Source organism: Listeria rocourtiae FSL F6-920 (genome assembly GCF_000525975.1).
GTDB lineage: Bacteria > Bacillota > Bacilli > Lactobacillales > Listeriaceae > Listeria_A > Listeria_A rocourtiae.
In genome coordinates, this window is record NZ_AODK01000027.1 from 44,087 (window position 1) to 62,549 (window position 18,463).

At 39.5% G+C, this 18,463-nt stretch carries 25 protein-coding genes and 1 pseudogene; all 26 read right to left on the bottom strand.

Annotation, left to right across the window (positions count from 1 at the left end):
* Positions 1-6: 6 nt before the first annotated feature.
* The 26 genes and pseudogenes from PROCOU_RS16615 to PROCOU_RS09840 all read right to left on the bottom strand — a co-directional run bounded on the left by PROCOU_RS16615 (position 7) and on the right by PROCOU_RS09840 (position 18,462).
* Complete coding sequence (locus tag PROCOU_RS16615) at positions 7-1,188, bottom strand: BppU family phage baseplate upper protein (RefSeq protein ID WP_051994328.1); 1,182 nt, start codon at positions 1,186-1,188, stop codon at positions 7-9.
* A complete protein-coding gene (locus PROCOU_RS09740; RefSeq protein ID WP_036071949.1) occupies positions 1,188-3,362 on the bottom strand; it encodes a phage tail spike protein in 2,175 nt (724 codons plus the stop codon). The genes PROCOU_RS16615 and PROCOU_RS09740 overlap by 1 nt, the downstream gene beginning before the upstream one ends.
* Complete coding sequence (locus PROCOU_RS09745) at positions 3,362-4,069, bottom strand: phage tail domain-containing protein (RefSeq protein WP_036071952.1); 708 nt, start codon at positions 4,067-4,069, stop codon at positions 3,362-3,364. The genes PROCOU_RS09740 and PROCOU_RS09745 overlap by 1 nt, the downstream gene beginning before the upstream one ends.
* Positions 4,066-5,313, bottom strand: a complete 1,248-nt coding sequence (locus PROCOU_RS09750; protein ID WP_036071955.1) for a phage tail protein — start codon at positions 5,311-5,313, stop codon at positions 4,066-4,068. The genes PROCOU_RS09745 and PROCOU_RS09750 overlap by 4 nt, the downstream gene beginning before the upstream one ends.
* On the bottom strand, positions 5,255-7,204 hold the full coding sequence (locus PROCOU_RS09755) for a phage tail tape measure protein (RefSeq protein WP_051994329.1): 1,950 nt from the start codon (positions 7,202-7,204) through the stop codon (positions 5,255-5,257). Before PROCOU_RS09755 ends, PROCOU_RS09750 begins: the two co-directional genes overlap by 59 nt.
* A complete protein-coding gene (locus tag PROCOU_RS18520; protein WP_051994330.1) occupies positions 7,161-7,562 on the bottom strand; it encodes a hypothetical protein in 402 nt (133 codons plus the stop codon). Before PROCOU_RS18520 ends, PROCOU_RS09755 begins: the two co-directional genes overlap by 44 nt.
* A 5-nt stretch (positions 7,563-7,567) precedes the next feature.
* Positions 7,568-7,753: a hypothetical protein gene (locus PROCOU_RS09760; RefSeq protein ID WP_036071958.1), complete on the bottom strand. Its 186-nt coding sequence runs from the start codon at positions 7,751-7,753 to the stop codon at positions 7,568-7,570.
* Positions 7,734-8,114 carry a hypothetical protein gene (locus tag PROCOU_RS09765; RefSeq protein WP_036071961.1) on the bottom strand — a complete coding sequence of 127 codons (381 nt, stop codon included), beginning with the start codon at positions 8,112-8,114 and terminating at the stop codon, positions 7,734-7,736. Before PROCOU_RS09765 ends, PROCOU_RS09760 begins: the two co-directional genes overlap by 20 nt.
* A 53-nt stretch (positions 8,115-8,167) precedes the next feature.
* Positions 8,168-9,208, bottom strand: a complete 1,041-nt coding sequence (locus PROCOU_RS09770) for a fibronectin type III domain-containing protein (RefSeq protein ID WP_149023655.1) — start codon at positions 9,206-9,208, stop codon at positions 8,168-8,170.
* Positions 9,183-9,777: pseudogene (locus PROCOU_RS09775) on the bottom strand (phage tail protein). The gene PROCOU_RS09770 and the pseudogene PROCOU_RS09775 overlap by 26 nt, the downstream one beginning before the upstream one ends.
* A 2-nt stretch (positions 9,778-9,779) precedes the next feature.
* Positions 9,780-10,202: a hypothetical protein gene (locus tag PROCOU_RS09780; RefSeq protein ID WP_036071966.1), complete on the bottom strand. Its 423-nt coding sequence runs from the start codon at positions 10,200-10,202 to the stop codon at positions 9,780-9,782.
* Positions 10,192-10,602: a hypothetical protein gene (locus tag PROCOU_RS09785; RefSeq protein WP_051994331.1), complete on the bottom strand. Its 411-nt coding sequence runs from the start codon at positions 10,600-10,602 to the stop codon at positions 10,192-10,194. The genes PROCOU_RS09780 and PROCOU_RS09785 overlap by 11 nt, the downstream gene beginning before the upstream one ends.
* Positions 10,595-10,933 (bottom strand): phage head closure protein, encoded by a 339-nt coding sequence (locus PROCOU_RS09790; protein ID WP_036071973.1) that lies wholly within the window; start codon positions 10,931-10,933, stop codon positions 10,595-10,597. Before PROCOU_RS09790 ends, PROCOU_RS09785 begins: the two co-directional genes overlap by 8 nt.
* Entirely contained in the window at positions 10,914-11,210 is a 297-nt protein-coding gene (locus PROCOU_RS09795) for a phage head-tail connector protein (RefSeq protein WP_036071976.1), read from the bottom strand. Before PROCOU_RS09795 ends, PROCOU_RS09790 begins: the two co-directional genes overlap by 20 nt.
* Positions 11,197-11,316 (bottom strand): hypothetical protein, encoded by a 120-nt coding sequence (locus PROCOU_RS17530; protein ID WP_149023656.1) that lies wholly within the window; start codon positions 11,314-11,316, stop codon positions 11,197-11,199. Before PROCOU_RS17530 ends, PROCOU_RS09795 begins: the two co-directional genes overlap by 14 nt.
* A 37-nt stretch (positions 11,317-11,353) precedes the next feature.
* Positions 11,354-12,523 (bottom strand): phage major capsid protein, encoded by a 1,170-nt coding sequence (locus tag PROCOU_RS09800; RefSeq protein ID WP_051994332.1) that lies wholly within the window; start codon positions 12,521-12,523, stop codon positions 11,354-11,356.
* Between the two features lie 40 nt (positions 12,524-12,563).
* Positions 12,564-13,244, bottom strand: coding sequence for a head maturation protease, ClpP-related (locus tag PROCOU_RS09805; RefSeq protein WP_077913410.1), 681 nt, complete (start codon positions 13,242-13,244; stop codon positions 12,564-12,566).
* Positions 13,222-14,397: a phage portal protein gene (locus PROCOU_RS09810; RefSeq protein WP_051994334.1), complete on the bottom strand. Its 1,176-nt coding sequence runs from the start codon at positions 14,395-14,397 to the stop codon at positions 13,222-13,224. Before PROCOU_RS09810 ends, PROCOU_RS09805 begins: the two co-directional genes overlap by 23 nt.
* Positions 14,398-14,409: 12 nt before the next feature.
* Positions 14,410-16,062: a terminase TerL endonuclease subunit gene (locus PROCOU_RS09815; RefSeq protein ID WP_036071977.1), complete on the bottom strand. Its 1,653-nt coding sequence runs from the start codon at positions 16,060-16,062 to the stop codon at positions 14,410-14,412.
* Positions 16,046-16,300, bottom strand: a complete 255-nt coding sequence (locus PROCOU_RS18530; RefSeq protein ID WP_341871260.1) for a terminase — start codon at positions 16,298-16,300, stop codon at positions 16,046-16,048. Before PROCOU_RS18530 ends, PROCOU_RS09815 begins: the two co-directional genes overlap by 17 nt.
* Positions 16,301-16,509: 209 nt before the next feature.
* Positions 16,510-16,782, bottom strand: coding sequence for a hypothetical protein (locus tag PROCOU_RS09825; protein ID WP_036071979.1), 273 nt, complete (start codon positions 16,780-16,782; stop codon positions 16,510-16,512).
* Positions 16,783-16,788: 6 nt separating this feature from the next.
* Positions 16,789-17,100 carry an HNH endonuclease gene (locus PROCOU_RS09830; RefSeq protein WP_036072049.1) on the bottom strand — a complete coding sequence of 104 codons (312 nt, stop codon included), beginning with the start codon at positions 17,098-17,100 and terminating at the stop codon, positions 16,789-16,791.
* Between the two features lie 146 nt (positions 17,101-17,246).
* A complete protein-coding gene (locus PROCOU_RS17755) occupies positions 17,247-17,417 on the bottom strand; it encodes a hypothetical protein (protein WP_159101208.1) in 171 nt (56 codons plus the stop codon).
* Positions 17,418-17,596: 179 nt separating this feature from the next.
* Positions 17,597-18,028, bottom strand: coding sequence for a DUF722 domain-containing protein (locus PROCOU_RS09835; RefSeq protein WP_036071981.1), 432 nt, complete (start codon positions 18,026-18,028; stop codon positions 17,597-17,599).
* Positions 18,025-18,174, bottom strand: a complete 150-nt coding sequence (locus tag PROCOU_RS17760) for a hypothetical protein (protein WP_159101209.1) — start codon at positions 18,172-18,174, stop codon at positions 18,025-18,027. The genes PROCOU_RS09835 and PROCOU_RS17760 overlap by 4 nt, the downstream gene beginning before the upstream one ends.
* Complete coding sequence (locus PROCOU_RS09840) at positions 18,175-18,462, bottom strand: hypothetical protein (RefSeq protein ID WP_036071983.1); 288 nt, start codon at positions 18,460-18,462, stop codon at positions 18,175-18,177.
* Position 18,463 lies beyond the last annotated feature (1 nt).

Here is an 18,463-nt window from a genome sequence, read left to right on the forward strand (position 1 = left end):
TCCTCCTTATCTATATCCTATAGTGCGTACACACCATCCGTTGTTGGGTGTAGTTCCGTTGTCAGCATGACCTCTAATTGAAGTGGCGTTGTAAACTAGTACTTTTTTTGCACCATCAGTTCCCGCCATTCCTTCCCATCCTGTACCAATGCTAGGGTTCAATGATGATTTTGGTATAAAAATGGTTCTTGTACCATAGTTAAGTGGTCCTGTTCCTGGTGTATATCTTGAAACTTGTACAAATAAACCTACTTTCACAGCATCAGCCGGAAAAGTGAAAACGTTTGTATCTAAAAAGTAAGCAGAACCATTAAATAATTCAACATACGGCGCAAACGCGTTTACAAATTCTTGTGTGGCAACATCCTTTGTTGCGATTTTTAAGTTTGTTGCATCGATAGTACCTGTAACCGTTGAGTCTCCCGCTTTTTGCACAGAATCAGTTGTATTCGCAACCGGCTTACTATCAATCGTCAAACTGTTAATCAAAAAATTCATTTTCTTAGTAGCCGTACTATATGTCGCAAATCTAAAGTTGTTCGTCCAATCGCTCAATCCAAAACCAGATTGGTTAAAGAATATGCCTGCGCCTGCTGTATTCGTCGCGTAATTGAACCCTCTAACTAACCTTTCACTCGCAACATCAAACTGCAAGTTACCAGTCATTGAATCCCCTGTTTTCTTAACCACATTCATAGCCGTTATCTGACTTTGTAATGTGTTAAATTGCGTCTGCAAAGCCGTAACCTGCGCTTGAAACGCGGCGAAGTCACCTATATAATCTTGCGCGTCAATCTTGCCTTGTGCCGGGTCTTTGTCCACATGATACGTAAACCGTGGCATCCCTGACAACTGTGTACCATCTTGTTTTATTAGTACAAAACGGGCATTGTCAATCCCGTTAGGTCCCGAAGGTGTAGAAAACGCCTCTTTTACAAACGTATATTCAAACTTCCCATTTGTCGGGTCCGTAAAATTAATCACGGGATCAGTAACAATGTGGATATCATCAGGTGATGCAACAAAATTCGCTCGCCATCCTGTTATATTTACCACAACTCCTGACGCAACGACTGTTACCTGTAATGTAAATGAACCGTAGTCACCCTGTACAGCCTCTAATCGCGGTATATCCCACGAACGTGTATTTATATCAAGAACTGCCTGCAACACTCGCAATCCTGCCATTATGCATCACCTTCCTTGTTTATTAATGCGTGAACCATTTCTTCTAAATCGGATACTCGTTTTTCGAGTGCTTTCTTTTCGGCTTCATTTTCACGGGCATACTGCCATAGCCACATGATTGTTTTTTGCATGTCCATTGCCATCATGTCGTCTGAACGCAATTCAGGCGGTAACAATTCAGCTATAAAGCCGATTTTTTTATCAAAGCTGACATAATCACCTGTGGATTCTTCATTGAACGCCGATTCTACATCTTGCCTTAATCGATAATTAAACACCTCTACTGTATTAATCATGTCTTTCGCTGAATATCTTTTTGCCATATCCGAATCCGTGAATTTCTCAATATCCTGCTTAATCAAAGCGCTAGACATTTGAGTAAATGATTTAGCCACATGATCTGCATACACCAATGTCGGTGTGTCCCATGATGTGTACACGATACTAGCAACTTTCCCGCCTGATGAACAACCAAGAGAGAGCCAAGCTGTCGAGTATACCAGCGGAACCTCTGCACCTGCGAATGGAGATAATCGTATAACTTTATCGGGATTAACTGCCCCCGTATTTTCATTTATCGCTTCAATCGCTAATCCTAAATCGCCATTGGTGTTCAAACTAACACGCATAGCTGGATAAAGGCTTGTATCTCGTTTTGCTGATAAATTAAACCCAGCACCTCCACCCATCCGCATTATTTCGCGATATTGTGGCGCCGGTAATGGTGGCATGAAGTCAGAGTATATTGTATTGAAATAACCTGCGGAGCCTCGAATAGTCACCCCTTCGATATTAATCGCTCGCAATGTACCTGCGCCTATAAAATCAGCTAAAAACACACTGTCAATGCCCCATGCCGTTGTGGGTATGCTACCAATTCCGTCCTTATAAAACGCAATACCTCGCCTGTTCATCATCATAATGTTTTTAGCTGTGTTTATGTCGCCTGTGTCAAGGAAATACATTGTAGACGGTCGATACGTCGGCGCTGTTAAGATATCCCCGCCGTTTGCACCTTGGATGTCTTGTCCTAAGCGATCAAGTTCTGATGTCATCCAATCCTGCGTGGGTACTTGTTCAATAACACTCTGGATATCCTTCTTAAAGTTATCCGTGAAATCAGCCTTCACATCGCCCAGTTCAATGGATTCATAACGCTCTGTGATGACGTTAAAACGAGTACGTACAACCTTCGCCGTGATATTTATTTTTAACTTCGGATGGTACACAGTGACTGTATCACCCAGAACAACACGTTCCAGGTTCGCGTACTTTTCGTACTCTTTCGTTTGCCACAGTGGTTCAAATTCCACTTTGACGTTCAACGTCGGTTCATCGTTTTTCGTCTCTTTGAAATACTTTTTAGCAGCAGTACGTAATGATGCAACGTCCGTTACCGTTTCATCTTGCGAATAATCTACTTCTAAGATACGGATAAACGAATAATTATTGATATAGTCACTATCGATGTATTTTTCAGGAAGTATAATTTCTTGTTCCGCACCACTCGCATTGTTTTTAACAGCAAACGGATAAATACGAGTGATAACACTTTCCACATTGACATCCATTTCCAAGCCAGTAAGATTTTTACGATATAAAATACGGGCTACATTATCGCGCCCGCGTCGTTTTAATAATCGAATTTGGAAGTTATCACGTGCTATCTCACCGCCCCACACGTCTAAGAATGAGCCTTCTGTACCCGCAACACATTGTAGTGCGTTCTTACGTTTTAACTCGACATTGTTCTGTGTAGCTATGTCTGAATAACCGCTGAACTTCGATGTGTAAGATGTGCTTTGAAATAATTTTGCAAATGCCACGGTCGGCGTTGTGTTCTCAACCTTCAAACTCTCAACAAAGTTACCTGCTAGATCGTTTGTGATGTGTTTTGCCTTTATAACGATCTGGCTATCAAGCATCTGTTTCACTGGATTATATGCACGGAATAACTGCGCTTTTTCGTTTGTCTGCGCATCATCTGTCTTTACCTTGAATATCGATTCTTCCCCTATTTTCGAATATAACCGGGACTCAATTGGATACGTTAATTCTAGTTCACATGGTCCGTTTAACGTTTCATCTACAACGGCTGATATCGTATCTTTTAATAACCCTTGCCCGTTTTTCGAAAAGTCGGTTTCTCGCTTGTCGTATAAAACTGGAATCATTAGAAATACCTCCAGTATGGATTGACTTCTATTTTCGTCACATTACCAATCCAATCAAAATAATTTTTGCCTTCTTCTAGTACTGGAAATTCGAGTGTCTCCATAAGGTTGTCTGCTAATACCATAGCGCCGTTCACAGTTCGAAAAGCAACCATTGCATCACAATCTAGCTCGATGAAATCGGTTAATCCTTTAAAGATAAACACCTGGCTATTGATGTACAGTGTGATGTTTCCAGTACCGTATATCTTCATATAAGGTTGTGAGTAAATTGTTCCTTCATTTTGAATAAAACTACCCTTTTTGATTGATACAGTTTGCGTTGTTAAATACTCGAATGGATCAAACGTGAATGTCACATCAAAATAACCGTATTCGCGAATTGTGTTATCCGCATCACCAAATTGTACTTTCTTCATCTTTCTATACACGTGCGGATCATCAGACATAATAAATTTACTGCCTCGCTTAAAATACGGTTTCGCGATGCGGTACGTCTGCTTAAAGTCTTTCACATCATCTAAAAAGTTGAACGGTATTTCATGGTCCACATCATTATAGGCGTACGGTATAGTCAAACTACCGTTACGCCCTCTGATTATTTTTGTATCGATATCCTGTTCTGCTGTAACAATCTGCGGTCGTTCCGGGATGCATAAGCCGTAATCAGAACAGGAAACGTTATCTATCAGCACGGTATACATCATGCACGACCTCCCCAGGCGGTTGTTTTCGTATTCGTGTTCTTGGTAATGCCTTGTGTGATTTTATCGACCAATCTATTTTCATCCGCTGCGCCGTACAAATTGTTCGTCATATTAATAGTCACATTTGTATCACCAGCTTGCGCAAGCTTATTCTCCGCCATTGCCGGGAGATTGGAGAAAATGCGATTTGATACTGCATCAGCGAACGGGTCCATGCGTTTACCCATCAATGGAACAGCCGCTTCGGGTCCTTTCTCACCAATACCGATTACCGATGCTTGATTGAAGAATCCACCGTTTGCGTGCCAGTCAACGCTTAATTTTGGAACACTTGGCGGTTTCAAACTAAACTTACCGTCTAAACTAAAATGCGGTAATTTCGGCATATCAATCTTAGGAAATTTCAACTTTAATCCGCTGAAAAAGCCTTTGATCGCATCAATTGCTCGTTTTATGCCATCTTTCGCCGCATTGATTGGTGTCATGATTGCAGTTTTAACGGCATTAAACGTGCTTGATGTAATGCTTTTGATACCATTCCACACGTTCGAAACAGTGGATTTTACACTGTTGACGGCACTTGATACAACCGATTTAATCGAACTCCAAATGCTTGATATAGTGTTTTTTATACCATTCCACACGTTGCTAGAAATACTTTTAACTGTATTCCAAACACTATTTATTACGTTTTTAGTGGCATTTATAGCTACAGTAACGTTATTTTTTATCCTATTCCACACAGCCATAATCACACCGGCAACCGCATTCCATACGGTAGATGTTATGTTTTTTATTGTGTTTGATACAGTCCTTATCACATTGCTTACCGCATTCATTGCGCTTGTAATAACGTTTTTGATTTTATTTAAAACGCCAGCCATAAAGCTGTAAATCACATTCCAAACGTTTACAATAATCGTTTTTATTCGATTCGTTGTATTTTGGATGAAGGCAACAATCGGATCAAAAATAACATGAAAAGCATTTGATATTTTTTGCAATACACTTAAAAATACGGAAACAATCGCATTCCAAGCGGTTTGTATTGTTGTTGAAATGCTGGTCCATATACCAACCAAGAAGCTAGATACTGCATTCCACACCGTTATCGCTACCGTCTTAATACCTTCCCACAACATCGTGAAGAAACTAATGAGTGGTGTAAATATGATAGTCACAACACTAACAAGGATGTTCCATGCGCCAATGAGCAAGGATGAAATAATTGTCCAAGCGCCCATAATTACTGTTTGAACCAATAAAAAAAATGAACGTAAATACGTTCACTAGTCCGTTCCATACAGTCATTGCTATGTTTACGATTCCTTGCCATACACCTGTTAAAAAACTAATTGTGCTATTCCACAGTGATACAGTTATATTTTTAATGCCCTCCCATATCATCGCAAAGAATTTAATAATCGGAGTCCAGAAAGCAGTTAAGATGGACCAATAAATATCCCATGCTTTTACAAAGAAGTCGGATATCGCTTGCCAACCTGCCATGAATACGTTTTTTATACCTTCCCATACGCCTGACATGAAGTTTTTGAAGTTATCCCATTGCTTGCCAAGCCACTTTGTGATGTTCCCCCAGTTTTTAATTATCACAATAATTATGGTTATGGCAGCAACGATTAGTCCAATCCAAGCAAGAACTGTACCCCCTACCACCGCAATCGCGGCAATCGCTGGTAACAATGCAGACACAGCAACTAAAACAAGTCCCAAGATAACAATAACATCCTTAGACGTACTAGAAAGTCCGCTAAACCATTTAGCAACTTTCTGCAAAATACTTGATAAACTATCTAATATTGGCGCTAATGTTTCGGATATCGCTGCGCCGAGCTCGCTCATTGCTAATTTTATATTGTTTAATGCTTGATCTTGCTTATCGATAGAATCTAGCGTTTCATCGAATGTGGTTGAAACCGTGCCAGACGTATTTTTTGCACTATCAGCTAAATCGTCCAAGTTCAAAGTACCGCGCTTGATAGCATCAACCATTCTTACAGCACCCTTTGTACCGAATACTTCGGAAGCGATGTTTAGTGCCTCTGTTTCACTTTTAGCTCCCTTTATTTTATCTATTGTTCCTTTCAATCCTTGTTCAAGTGTCTTACCATCTTTTGCATATACTACTGTTGCTTTTCCTAAGCTAGATAAAGCCGCCGCGGAATCAACACCATTTTGCTCCAATTGACCGATTAAAACAGCACCTTCTTGATAAGACAATCCCATCGCTTTAATTTGCGGTGCGCCAGATATAATTTTGTCGTTCAGATCATCCACACTCAAACCAGTTGCTTGTGCTACGGATGTTGTCGTATCTAAAACGGTACCTAAATCATCATACGATAAACCATAAGCCTCAATGCTTTTTCTAGCATTAATGGTTGAATCTGTAACGTCCGTGCCGTTAATTTCTGCATATTTCAATAGTAGTAAAGAGTTTTTTTCTAATACGTCATCAGTGAATCCAAATTGCGTATTTAACTCACCTACAGCATCACCAATGGATTGAAAATCAAACTTGGAGTTACCAGCAATATTATTAAATACTTCGCCTAGTGCTTCACCAGCCTTACCAGTCGCACCCGTTTTGGTGATAATAGTGTCCAGTCCGTCGTCCACATCGCGGAAAGCATCGAAAGCATATTGTCCAACTTCTTTTAATTTCTCTCCAATTTCCGCCAACTGTTCCGCTGCCGCTATCATCATTCCGCCACTAAGCGTTTTATTTAGTTTATCCATGCCCTCATCAGCATTATTTGAACTAGTTTTCAGCTCGTCCAGCTCATTTTCAAGCTTAGAAACCCCGCCTTTAGCTTGGTTTAAAGCTGTTTCCATTCGTAAAGCTTCTGTGGAATTCTCGCCATATTCCTGTTTTGTGAGTTCTAGCTGTCTTTCCATATTTTCTATTTTCTTTTCTGCTAATTCCGTTTGATCCGCGACATATTTTTCAGCGTGTGCTAGTTTTTCAGCTTCAGTTGCCGTATCTGCCATCGCTTGTTGTTCTAATTTAAATTCACTTGATAATTTTTCAGTTTGTGCTTCAAGATTCTTTTGAGTATCTTCTAAATTTTTAATAGAAGAAACACGACTTTTTTTCTGCTGCTTTGGCTTCATCTAATTTCTGACTGGTAACCCCAATCTTATTAGCCAACTGCTGTTCTGCAATCTCGGCACTACGCAATTTCGTTTCCATTGTAGCAACTTCGGTTGAGTTTTCGCCGAACGCCGTTTTTGCTTTTTCGAGCTGGTCCGCTGTGGCTTTCGTTTTTTGTTGCGCTACATCGTATTGTTTTTGCAAACCGTTTAAATCCGCCGCTAACTTATCCGATTCGGAACCCGTCAATTTCAGTTGTTCTTGTTCCAATTTCAACTCTTGCCGTAACTTTTTACCATCGTTATTCATTTCAGCTATTGCTTTATTAAATTCCTGATTGAATACCTTGAACGTTATTTTAGGTTGATTATTTGCCACTTATATCACCTCTTTTTCTTCGCTTGTTTTTCTTCTTCATTATTAATAAATGATTCGATTGCAGTTTTATTCTCCGCCATAATGTGGACAGTTTGAATGGGTAAATGCCAAAAATCGAAATCATTAATACCGATGATGTACACATAATAAGCATGTAAATCCTCGACACTATCAATTTCGAATTTCGGCATTTTTTATTTTTTTTGCGCCCGCTTTACCTGTTTTCTTTTCGAATTTTTCTGCTAGCTTATTGCGCCCTTGTTTCGTAATAACAGCAAAATAAACAATCATATCGACTTCCATATCTAGGACGTAGGACTCCAAAAACTCATTGTATGATTTACTATCTTGCTTGCCGTTATGCTGAATATAAGCCGCGTACACTGCTTGTAAAAGTGGTAATGGACTCATATCTACTTCTTCTTTCATGAAACCTTTGAAGAACGCACCATCAATCACACCATCGTTTTGTAAAGTAAGTAAAGTTAAACCAGAAACTGCTGTTTCCACAGTTGATGTTGATCCATCGATAAATTCAATTTGCTTTTCCATTTTATTTTTCCTCCAATATAAAAAGACGGGGATTAGCCCGCCTTCTCGGTTTATTATGTCGCTGTTACTTCTTTATAGGCTGGGAAGTAACTTCCTACTTTTGCCTCTACCTTCACAATAGCGCCTACCGTAATACCGCTGATATTACCTGTGTAGTTACCTGTTGCATCAGCAGTAAATACCGTTTTCGCTACATTGTTCACGCTAACTCTCACTTGTCCGTTGTTTTCGGTCGTACCAGATACAACACCCGTTGATGCAACAACCGGATTAATCGTAAGTTTCGGTAATTCAATGACTAAGTTACCCGGCATACCTTCAATCGTTGTTGCACCTCCTGATGATGAACCATCTAACGCTTTCACTTGATACACGGTATTAAATGTACCGGTAACATAATTATCTCCAATCACATAAGGATTAGCCGTTGAACCGTTATTCGCATTGATGACAGTAGATGAGACAGATACAACTTTCACTGGTAAGGTTTCCATAACTGCATTACCGCGACCATACAACAACACTTTAACCACATCGCTTGTACTTGTGATTAAGTTTTTCGCATAGTATCGATATGTGCCATCCTGATTTACCGCTACGGTAGGTTTAACCTCTCCGTTGATTTCAAGTGCAACCGATTTTGCATAGTATGCGCCTAAAATTCCTGTCATGTAGATGTTTACGACACCAGCCGCTGCGGTTCCTGTTGCAAGATACTGACTGCCTGCGTATACTCTTACGTTATTTGATGATGGTGTATTTAATGATGTTCCAGTTGCGTAGGTTGTATCTAATAAATAACGATTCATAACTGGCGCTGGAAGCCTTGTTTTTTGGCTAACTGCTGTTGTCATTTCGCTCTCTAAACCATATTTAGTCACAGATGACACTTGAATTCCGTGTGTACTCATATAACTCAAATTATTAAGTGTATATGAGTTGGTTGTTGCTTTAACTGGGATGGTTGAACTATCTACATATACATAATAAAAAGAAGCCCCTGTTGATACGTCCCAAGTCCACGTGATACTAGTATCTGTGAAACTTGAGACTTTTAAGTTAAGGGGCTTAACTGGGAAAGACGAAATCAGCACGCGTCATCGCTGATGTGAAATTGGTATGCCACAGTTCGACGTACTCATCAGCAGTTGCTGGTGTTAGTTCATCAATAAACGCATCGTAGTAACATTTGCGATAGTCATCAATCATAGCTGTAAATTCGATTTCAACCTCTGCTACTTCATCCGCGCCATTTTCTACCGTGATTTTTAGACCGGTACTTGATGTACAATTTGGGAATGCGATCAGTTTTGTAACATCTTCGAATTCGTCAATCACATCTGCGGTCAATACGAACGGTTTACTCATACTGTCTGCACCGTATGCGTACACGCCGACTTGCAACCCTTCATTAGATAAGCCATAAATATCACGCAATACAGCTACTTTAATGTGCGCTGAAATAGTCAATGTCATTTTTTTGCGGTGTGCTTCTTTTTTTTGACCTCTACACCTTCACATTTTTTTTTACTAATTCCAATAATTCCGTTTCACCTTCGACACTACCTGTACAACCAAACGGCGTACTTGCAGTATCTCCATCAAATTTAATACCTAGGTTCGTGATGCGCGTTGCGTCAAAATCTTCAATAATTGTTGGCATTATTAATTACCTCCTAATGTTCTATTTATTTCTTCTAATACGTCTTTTTCGAGTTGCTCTACTATTTCTGGAACTGATTCATCCAGTCCCTTTTGCATAAACCCTTGTGCGTTTTTGTTATGCGCACCGATACCTTCATCTGGAAAAACGAGATAATTAAATGGCTTTTTACTTGTGATTTCAAAGCCTAGATTACTCGGCGTAACTTTAAAAGGACTAGCAGATTGGGCGTGTTTTTTATTCAAAACGCGACCTCGCCAGTCCTTCGATATATTAATTTTCTTTTCGATATTCTGAATAGCTAACGGTGCGCCTTTTTCTTTGAGTGATCTATTTATTACTTCCTCGGAACGATTCGGTAATTTAGCCATCACATCAAGTAACCGGTCAACATCAGACGATTCTAATTCCCACTTAGCAGACATTTTTAACCGACCTTGTAAATTCGAATGTCAGTGCATCCACATACTTATCTTGTTTTCCTTTTTGTATCTGCCCTTTGTCCGATGATAAAAAGAAATATGGACCAGCGTCTGCTACACCGCCAAGCGATGTAATAATGTCAAGTTGCAAACCGTCTAAATCTGCGATTGTTTCTGCTGCAACCTGAATCGTAACAGATTGTAAAAGAGTGAATTTTGATGTATCTGATCTTGTAAATCCACCTGTGGAAAAGATGATATATTGGTATACCTCGTCTAATTCTTCCTTTAATTCAGCTTCACTCACATTGTCTTGGAAAACTTTCAAACTTGTATCTCGTTCTAAACTCTCAATGAGATATTTATTTAGTTTTTCAAGACGCGCCTTATTTTGTTCATTCATTATCATCACCCGACTTTTCAAGGTACCAAAAAAGACGTACATTACGGTCTGGATCAATCGTAATAACGTCGTAAATGTCTGTACCTATTTTTACTTTTTGATATACCTGGGCTTCTTTTCTGTACGGTGTTTTTATTTTAAGTGTCAAATTACCACCAATGGCATTTACTAGCATATAATCCTGTTCTCGGACAGACATTTCTTGATAGAATAGCTTCCCCTGCACCGCAAAAATATCTTCGGAACGCTTTCTATTGTCATCCCTAACAGTCTTTAATGCACCATAGTATAAAACGCCGTCATTAAAATAATCATGGTTGACTTTCTGCATCAGCAACCGCCACCTTAAACTGCAAGCTTTGAATTTGTCCCAAAAAGTTTTCTTGGAAATATTCAAATGCGTTATTATGTGCATACCGTGTACCATCGAAAAGTAGTTGTTTCGCTTCATCTTCTTCAACAAAAGTGAAGGACGTACCGGTTACTCGCTCCATGTACGCCCCTACTCTATTAATGATGTTTTTTAGTCGTTTATCCTCTGTGGTGTCGTCCCATGTAATGCGGAGATAATCTTTTACTTCTTGTAACAATTCATCAGATACCGTCATGATTATCACTCTCTTCTAACAGGGAGATAAGTGTGGCTTTGTTATCATTCGCGGAGTACGAAACACTACGACTGTCTAACTCTGCTCTTAACTCATTATTCGTCATACCTGAATAACCCGTACTTTGTAATTGTACGGGACTATCAGGGTGTAGGCGTTACTGGATTCACCACATTCACATTGATTGCTGGTGTAGTAGTAAGATCCGTGATATCAAACACTAAGAAAGAATCGTTATCTTTCGGACGACCATTCGCATACTGTTTAGAGTAGTAAAGCGTTTCGTCATCCAATAGGCGATATTCCGTTGATGTACGGATTTGTTGTTCTGAACCAATGCCCATGAAGTAATCGCGCGCACGACCCGCTACGGCTTTACCAACTGGTACCGCTACAGATTCAATGATTTTCAATGGGATTGGTAGAATACCTGTTACCCATGCGCCTTGCGGTGTCATGTATGTTGTAGCTGGGAAAATCTTAGCCCAATAATCCGCTGGGTTAATGATTAGAATTGCATCCGTTACCGACTTCAAACCTTCATTCGTAAGTGGCAGCATGATTTCATTAGCCAATGTAGCAGGTGTTAAATCGTTCAATGGTGTTGCTGGTTTTGACGTATGTTCACCACTAACAACGTTGTCCACATCGCGCATCATACCGATAGGCATGTCTTTCCCAGTACCGTCAACGATACCATGTTCCAAACCTAGCGCCATGGATTCAGCTAGTACTGTACGAACGTAACGATCTAACCATGCAGGACCAAGATCAAGCATCGCATTACATACCGGGATGTAAGCAGATAGTTTGTACATGCCTGTTTGGATTTTATCGAAACCGTTGTCTAGTAGTTCTTTAATCTCCGCACACAACGGTCCCCACCAAGCTGTACCAACATCACCGATTGAGATAATCCATTCTGTTGTTGCGGTTGTATTCACGAAATTAATTTCAGATAGCAACGGATGCGCTACAGTTAAATCTTCAAATACACGTTCAAAAACGGTTGGCGGCAATAGGTCCGTAACGCCAGCGAAACCATTACCTGCGATAACTGCATTGTAATATTTCGTTTCTTGAGCAGTTAGGACATTAGCGCCACGACCAGCCAATACGTTATTATCCACATTGCGTGTTTCCACTTCGCTTTTCGCTTTCTCTAAGATGTTATTTTGAATCGCTTCCGCCATTTTCGTAAATGCTTCCACCTGTTCTTCTTCCGTACCACCAGTTTTAACGGCGTTTAGGAATGCGTTCTTAAGATTAATTTCGTTTTCATTTTCTTTTGTTTGAATGTTTTTCATTACCATTTTAATTTTCCTCCTCTAAATAAAAAATCATCGCTTGATATTAGCGATGTTCATAAAAATATTTTTTTTGTGATGCCGCTACTTCTGTTGTGTCGAAGTTGTATTTTTCGCGTAGACTTGCTGCCGTTACGTTATCTTCCACAGGTTCAGGTGCCACAGCGTCTGCAATCTTGTCACAGAAACCATGTGTTACACAATCCTCTGCGGTAATCCAATCTTCTTTTGCTAATAAGTTTACTAACTCTTCACGTTCGCCTTTAAAACGACCTGTATACGACTCTGTGACAGCGTGGTCGATATTATCCATATCGTTCGCTACCTTGCGTAATTCGTCCGCATTACCCGCAACAACCGTCCACGCTTTATGAATCATCATCATAGCGTTTCTAGGCATAATAATTTCATCCGCCGCCATCGCAATAACACTCGCGCCTGATCCAGCCAAAGCATCAACATGTACTGTAATCTTCGCGCTATGTGCTTTCAATAGATTATGAATCGCGATAGATTCGAATACGTCGCCTCCGCCACTGTTGATGTGAATATGGATTTCATTTGCGTTCGATTCGTTAATTGCTTGGCGAACACTGTTTGAATCAATTTCATCAAACCAACCAGTCCCAATACTTCCGTAAAGGTAAAGTTCGGCTGTATCTTCGCCTTCAACACTGTTCTTAAATTCGAAACGTTTTTCAATTTTAGGCATTTTCATTAACTTCACCTCCCTTCGTTGGTTCGACTTCTTCACCTTGTGGTGCATAGTTTTTGGAAATATAACGTTCTTCATTCTCTGGTAGCCCTGTCCGCTCTCTGCCGACCATTGCCAGATTGTCATCCACAGTATTAGTGCCAGTTCTAAATAGTAACTCCAAAGCACTTGCGCTGTCTTTCAAGTCCTGAACCTTAATCATGCTCGTGTCCATTTTCATGTAGGTTCGTTTCAGAACGGCATCGCGCCCATAGTATTTCCTGTTCACTTCGGCGTTTACCATTTCAGCAATTGGGTTTAAACAGAACATTAAAAAAGCATTCATTTGGTCGTTTAACCCGACCGTATCACCCTTGGCCAAACCTAGCGGAATGTGAAAACTATTTGCTATCATTTCGAAAACATCATCAATCATCTTTTTAATGTCCCTCGAATCGGCTATTTTCCCGTCACTTTTCAATTCCTCAATGTCCATTCCATCTTGGAGTGGGAGTGCTGAATCTTTTTCAGATAAGAATTTTTGCATCCTGTCCGTCATTAATTCTCGAACTTTTTCTTCTGCTTCTTCACCTTGACCAAACATAGCTTTCAATTTAACCAATAATTTTCGAGCGTTCATTTTCTTATACTTCGCAATACCAGTATTGAGTAGGTCAGCATAAGTAACATAGAATGCATCAATGATCTTTTTAACACTTTCGTTATTCAGGACTAGGTGCATAACATCTGATTCATTAAACGTCTTACTCATTGAAAACTCTTTTAGTACGACATCCGTATAAATATTTTCTTTGAACGCATATTTCACTTGCGAAAAACTATCCGCAACATATAATGCGTCGCCTATTTGGAAAACTAATGCTTCATTTTCATATACTAATTTGAAAACAATTTTCTTCCAAAATTCAGTTGCGTTCTGGTTCGGACTGGCTTCTATGTTGAATAAATACCAGTTCAAATCGCGTTCTTCTTTGCCATTCACAAACGTTTGTATCTCGGCTTTACACAATGCGTTAGCAATCTTATTGACACATGAATCAATCGCCCATCGTTTGATTGCTAGTTCATTTAGTCGATCCGTAGAGATACAACAAAAGGCATTATCAACTAATGTAGCTGTGTCTGATTTTCCAAATACACCTTTCACCCAGCTATTGAAACTCACTTTCTCACCTCCCTAATATGTGTATGCGTCAAATAACTTAAACTCTCGTGATTCTGGTAATTCTTCATCCAACATCAAAGCATGCAACAACGCAAAAAAGCCGTCCGTCTTACGCGTTTTCGGCTCAATTTTGATATAGGTTTTTTCGCCGCGATTATCGAATTTAACAGCGACATTGTTACAGTACCAACGCATCATCATATCATCACCAAACACAATCGAATGCGATGCAAAGAGTTTATCAACCATAGATGACAATCTATTATGACTGTATGGACCAGAACGAACTTGTACTAATGGCGCTCCCGCTTCTTCAAATTCATTTTTTAAAGACTTGAATCGGAAACTATCTGTTGCAATATTGATAATACGATAATCCTTAGCTTGCTCCATGAACCACTGCAAAGGGTAACTTTCATCGATATAATTATCTTGAATAATCGTCGCCAATCCCTTTTCCACGGCTTCATGGATTGGGAATTTGAATTTCGTTATTTTCATTGACTCTGCACAGATGAATGTATGATGTTTAAAATAATACTTACCGTCCTTTTTAAACATCAATCCGACTGCACAAAAATCACGGACATCCGCGAAATCAATTGCCCCAACGCAAGTTGCTTTTTCCAATTCAGGGAACGGTTGGTTCGTCGCTTCAATGTCACCCCATTTAACAGCTACTGTCGTAGGGTCTTGTGACGGGCGATTCATCCGCTTTGTCATGAACTCGACCATCACCTCGGATGATGCTTGCGCTTCTTCCCAGTGTTGATGTATTTCCGTTCGCAATGGTTTGTAATATAGAATCATCGGGTTCGCTTTGGGCCAATTCTTCGGATCATTTACTTCCTCATCGTTATCCAGTTTACAAATGAACGGGAGCATCCTAGAATTAGGCTTCTCACCGTTTAACACAGCTTGCGCTAAAATCTTTCTATCATCTAAAACACTGCCGCGAACATATCCATCAGTAGTTAAATGGAACCTCCGTGGATGTCGTTTCTTACCCAATCCAGATGTATGGACCGTGTAATTTTGGTAATCTTCATAGGCGTGTTCTTCATCAAAAGCGACCGCACCTGGTCGTCCGCCATCTTTGGTACGCGCATTTGATGTTTTGTATTTAATCGTTGAACCATTACGCCGATGCTTGATATATTCCAAGTTCCATTGATACACATTTTTCATTTGCTTCTTGTTGTTTTCTAACATGTTGTGAATATCTTCAAACGACGTTTTCGCTTGATCTTCTGATGTTGCGATAATATCGATGTTGTATTGATCGATACCATGATTCGCCGTTGTGCATTCAAAGATCATGCAGCTTAAAATCCCATTCTTACCAAATCCCCTACCGGCATAAATGAAATAATCATTGAACATCAGTTGCTCGTCGCCATCCTCATCAATTTCAAATACAGCAAATACAAACGCATATATAAATCGTTGAAACGGATAGAGTGTATAAAAATACCGCTCTGCCGTAGCAATAGCGGTGTCTAATACATCATTTTTGATTACCACATTATCAGCCTTTAAGCGCTGTCTAATGTATGTCATTAATTGTTTTTGTTCCTTACAACTCACAACGTCGTCTTGCTCAACCATTTGCATCCATTCGGATATCGCAGGGTGCCAATTGTACGTATTATAAGTTTGGGTCATCGTTACCACCTACATCCTTTTTAACATCCGTCGGCGGTTTTAATCCCATGAACTGCAATGTGTCCAGCATTTGTTTTGTATATTTTTGCAAAAGAATGGTACTATCGTTTTTCTTAGTACCAACTTGCCCGCCACCATTATTGTATTCTGTGAAGAAGCCACGTTCATTTATGTCTTTCACTAACGCTTGTTCCATATCCCAATAGCCAAGGTAGGAATCGATGCGATCTAGGAAAATCGGGTTGTTTAAACCTTTTTCGTCAAGTTGTTTTTTTTAACTCTGTTTCGATTCTGTCACGCTTCTTCATGCGTTCCTTTTCTGACAAAAGCTTGGTAAAAGCCATTTTATACACCCCCTTATACGCGTTTTTGCTGCGCGAAATTTTGGCACCTCCATCCCCCGTTGTCGCACCCTTCCAAAAGTTTTGAAATATTTTAGGGCGGGGGTTATAGCCGCGGAAAAACTTTTTCCATAAAAATAAAAATAGAATTTATTTCTTCATCATCAAACGGAAGATATTTTTTTATCTTCTCGCGATCTGCATTCACTTTTAATTTAACTTCATTCAGCTTAAGACCTTGGCACTTGTTGTCCATGATTACATTGCGCATTGCTTTGTAACCTTGATACACCGTGCTTCGTATCTTGTTCTGTGTGTACACATTGTATGTCTCATACTGATCCGTGTCGTACTCTATTCCATCTATATCTAATTGCATTGGTAATCACCACCGTTCCTGGTTGATAGGTTCCTTCTTCTTTTGATTAGGTAATCGGTCATGCTCTTCGTTATGGCATGTGTTGCATAGACACTCAAGGTTACTTAATGTAAGTGCAAGATACGGAAACTCCTTCACATACTTTATATGATGCACACAGTCAGCCTTACGATACCGACGCTTCTTCTTACATCGTTGGCACTCATAGTTATCACGCTTCAATGCTACCAGTCTAAGCTCTAACCATTCGCGAGACTTATAGAACTTAATCAGTTGGTTAGTCTGGATTAGTTTGTATAACTTTGGTGTCATGTGCATATCTATTGTTTCTTTCTGTTTATCAACAGTGATAACGATATGATGAATAGCGCAATAGATAACCACAGCCACCAATAGTTAATAAGCTTCTCGCCTTCCGTCATATGGATCATATCGTGTAGGAACTGTTTCATATCATTCACCGCCTAATAATAAAACTCTATATCATCACCGAAATGAGTATCCATTGTGTGTTCCTGAATCTCGGTATAAGATAACTTATGTTTCTCCGCTTCTTCTTTACTACTGAATACACCATAAACAATCCCACACTCACCCTCATAAGAAGCAGGACTAAACAGTACAAACACTCTCATATCATTCACCCCATAATAAAAACGCACCATACAATTGTATAGAGTGCGTTTGGTTTATATATTAAGTACCAGAAAAGTAAAAGATAGAAGTTATCATTCAATTTATTTGGTTATCTTCACTTTCCTGATACTATCATCATACATCAGATAAGCACCTCAAAAGTCGCACGAAAGTTGCACTACTTTCTAAATCCTAACTGTTCAGCTATTTCTTTAATGATTACATCCCTATGTCTAATAGCTGTTGACCTTTCCATAAACGATTGCGTTGCAATGTATTCCCATTTGTGTTTATAATTCGACCAATACCGTAATTGAATCATTGTCTTGTCACATTCAGAAATCTTACAAATTACACTCTCAATCGCACTTACAACCTTACCCATCCTATTAATCTGCTTATCCATTTCCAGTATTGTCGCCTGTCGTTCCACTGGATTACTAATGCCACCACCAGATGAACCTCCTATGTTATCATCCCTGTACTCACGGTATATAGAGCCAGTGATGACGTTAGAACGTAACTCTTCCAATTCTTTCTTCGTCTCATGATAATGTCTTAACTCATCTTCGATATACTGAAATTGCGCTTTGGTTAGTCGTTTGCTCATTTATCATCACTTCTCTTTCCGAAAATAACTACTATCGAAATGTAGAACAGCAGCAACATGATGGATATTTCAAACTTATTACCTAAGAAGAAAAAGCCAAGAATATTGCCACATATCAACGCAAACATAAAATTCTTAAACCCCATTCACTCAACCCCTTCATAATCTTCTAATATCTGCCTGTGTTTCACTAGACTAATCTGCATCAGCCTATTAATCTTTTCAAAACTATATCCCATCTTTTGCAATTTTATGATTTTTCGATATACTTTCAATCGCTTTACATCATAATGCGTGATGAATATGCCGTTCTCCTTTTTCCACAGTGTGAGAGCTGTATGTGTGATGTCCCATTTCTTCGCTATCTGCGCATCATTCCAATGATTCAAAAGACTACGATACTCACTGTACGAATGTCCTTTTATCATTTTCATG

What these genes read in the sequence shown, in the direction of transcription:
- PROCOU_RS16615 (WP_051994328.1), bottom strand. Translation starts at nt 1,188, where the DNA reads ATGGCAGGATTGCGAGTGTTGCAGGCAGTTCTTGATATAAATACACGT.
- PROCOU_RS09740 (WP_036071949.1), bottom strand. Translation starts at nt 3,362, where the DNA reads ATGATTCCAGTTTTATACGACAAGCGAGAAACCGACTTTTCGAAAAAC.
- PROCOU_RS09745 (WP_036071952.1), bottom strand. Translation starts at nt 4,069, where the DNA reads ATGATGTATACCGTGCTGATAGATAACGTTTCCTGTTCTGATTACGGC.
- PROCOU_RS09750 (WP_036071955.1), bottom strand. Translation starts at nt 5,313, where the DNA reads ATGGGCGCTTGGACAATTATTTCATCCTTGCTCATTGGCGCATGGAAC.
- PROCOU_RS09755 (WP_051994329.1), bottom strand. Translation starts at nt 7,204, where the DNA reads ATGAAGCCAAAGCAGCAGAAAAAAAGTCGTGTTTCTTCTATTAAAAAT.
- PROCOU_RS09760 (WP_036071958.1), bottom strand. Translation starts at nt 7,753, where the DNA reads ATGCCGAAATTCGAAATTGATAGTGTCGAGGATTTACATGCTTATTAT.
- PROCOU_RS09765 (WP_036071961.1), bottom strand. Translation starts at nt 8,114, where the DNA reads ATGGAAAAGCAAATTGAATTTATCGATGGATCAACATCAACTGTGGAA.
- PROCOU_RS09780 (WP_036071966.1), bottom strand. Translation starts at nt 10,202, where the DNA reads ATGTCTGCTAAGTGGGAATTAGAATCGTCTGATGTTGACCGGTTACTT.
- PROCOU_RS09785 (WP_051994331.1), bottom strand. Translation starts at nt 10,602, where the DNA reads ATGAATGAACAAAATAAGGCGCGTCTTGAAAAACTAAATAAATATCTC.
- PROCOU_RS09790 (WP_036071973.1), bottom strand. Translation starts at nt 10,933, where the DNA reads ATGCAGAAAGTCAACCATGATTATTTTAATGACGGCGTTTTATACTAT.
- PROCOU_RS09795 (WP_036071976.1), bottom strand. Translation starts at nt 11,210, where the DNA reads ATGACGGTATCTGATGAATTGTTACAAGAAGTAAAAGATTATCTCCGC.
- PROCOU_RS17530 (WP_149023656.1), bottom strand. Translation starts at nt 11,316, where the DNA reads ATGACGAATAATGAGTTAAGAGCAGAGTTAGACAGTCGTAGTGTTTCG.
- PROCOU_RS09800 (WP_051994332.1), bottom strand. Translation starts at nt 12,523, where the DNA reads ATGGTAATGAAAAACATTCAAACAAAAGAAAATGAAAACGAAATTAAT.
- PROCOU_RS09815 (WP_036071977.1), bottom strand. Translation starts at nt 16,062, where the DNA reads ATGACCCAAACTTATAATACGTACAATTGGCACCCTGCGATATCCGAA.
- PROCOU_RS09825 (WP_036071979.1), bottom strand. Translation starts at nt 16,782, where the DNA reads ATGCAATTAGATATAGATGGAATAGAGTACGACACGGATCAGTATGAG.
- PROCOU_RS09830 (WP_036072049.1), bottom strand. Translation starts at nt 17,100, where the DNA reads ATGCACATGACACCAAAGTTATACAAACTAATCCAGACTAACCAACTG.
- PROCOU_RS17755 (WP_159101208.1), bottom strand. Translation starts at nt 17,417, where the DNA reads ATGAGAGTGTTTGTACTGTTTAGTCCTGCTTCTTATGAGGGTGAGTGT.
- PROCOU_RS09835 (WP_036071981.1), bottom strand. Translation starts at nt 18,028, where the DNA reads ATGAGCAAACGACTAACCAAAGCGCAATTTCAGTATATCGAAGATGAG.
- PROCOU_RS17760 (WP_159101209.1), bottom strand. Translation starts at nt 18,174, where the DNA reads ATGGGGTTTAAGAATTTTATGTTTGCGTTGATATGTGGCAATATTCTT.
- PROCOU_RS09840 (WP_036071983.1), bottom strand. Translation starts at nt 18,462, where the DNA reads ATGAAAATGATAAAAGGACATTCGTACAGTGAGTATCGTAGTCTTTTG.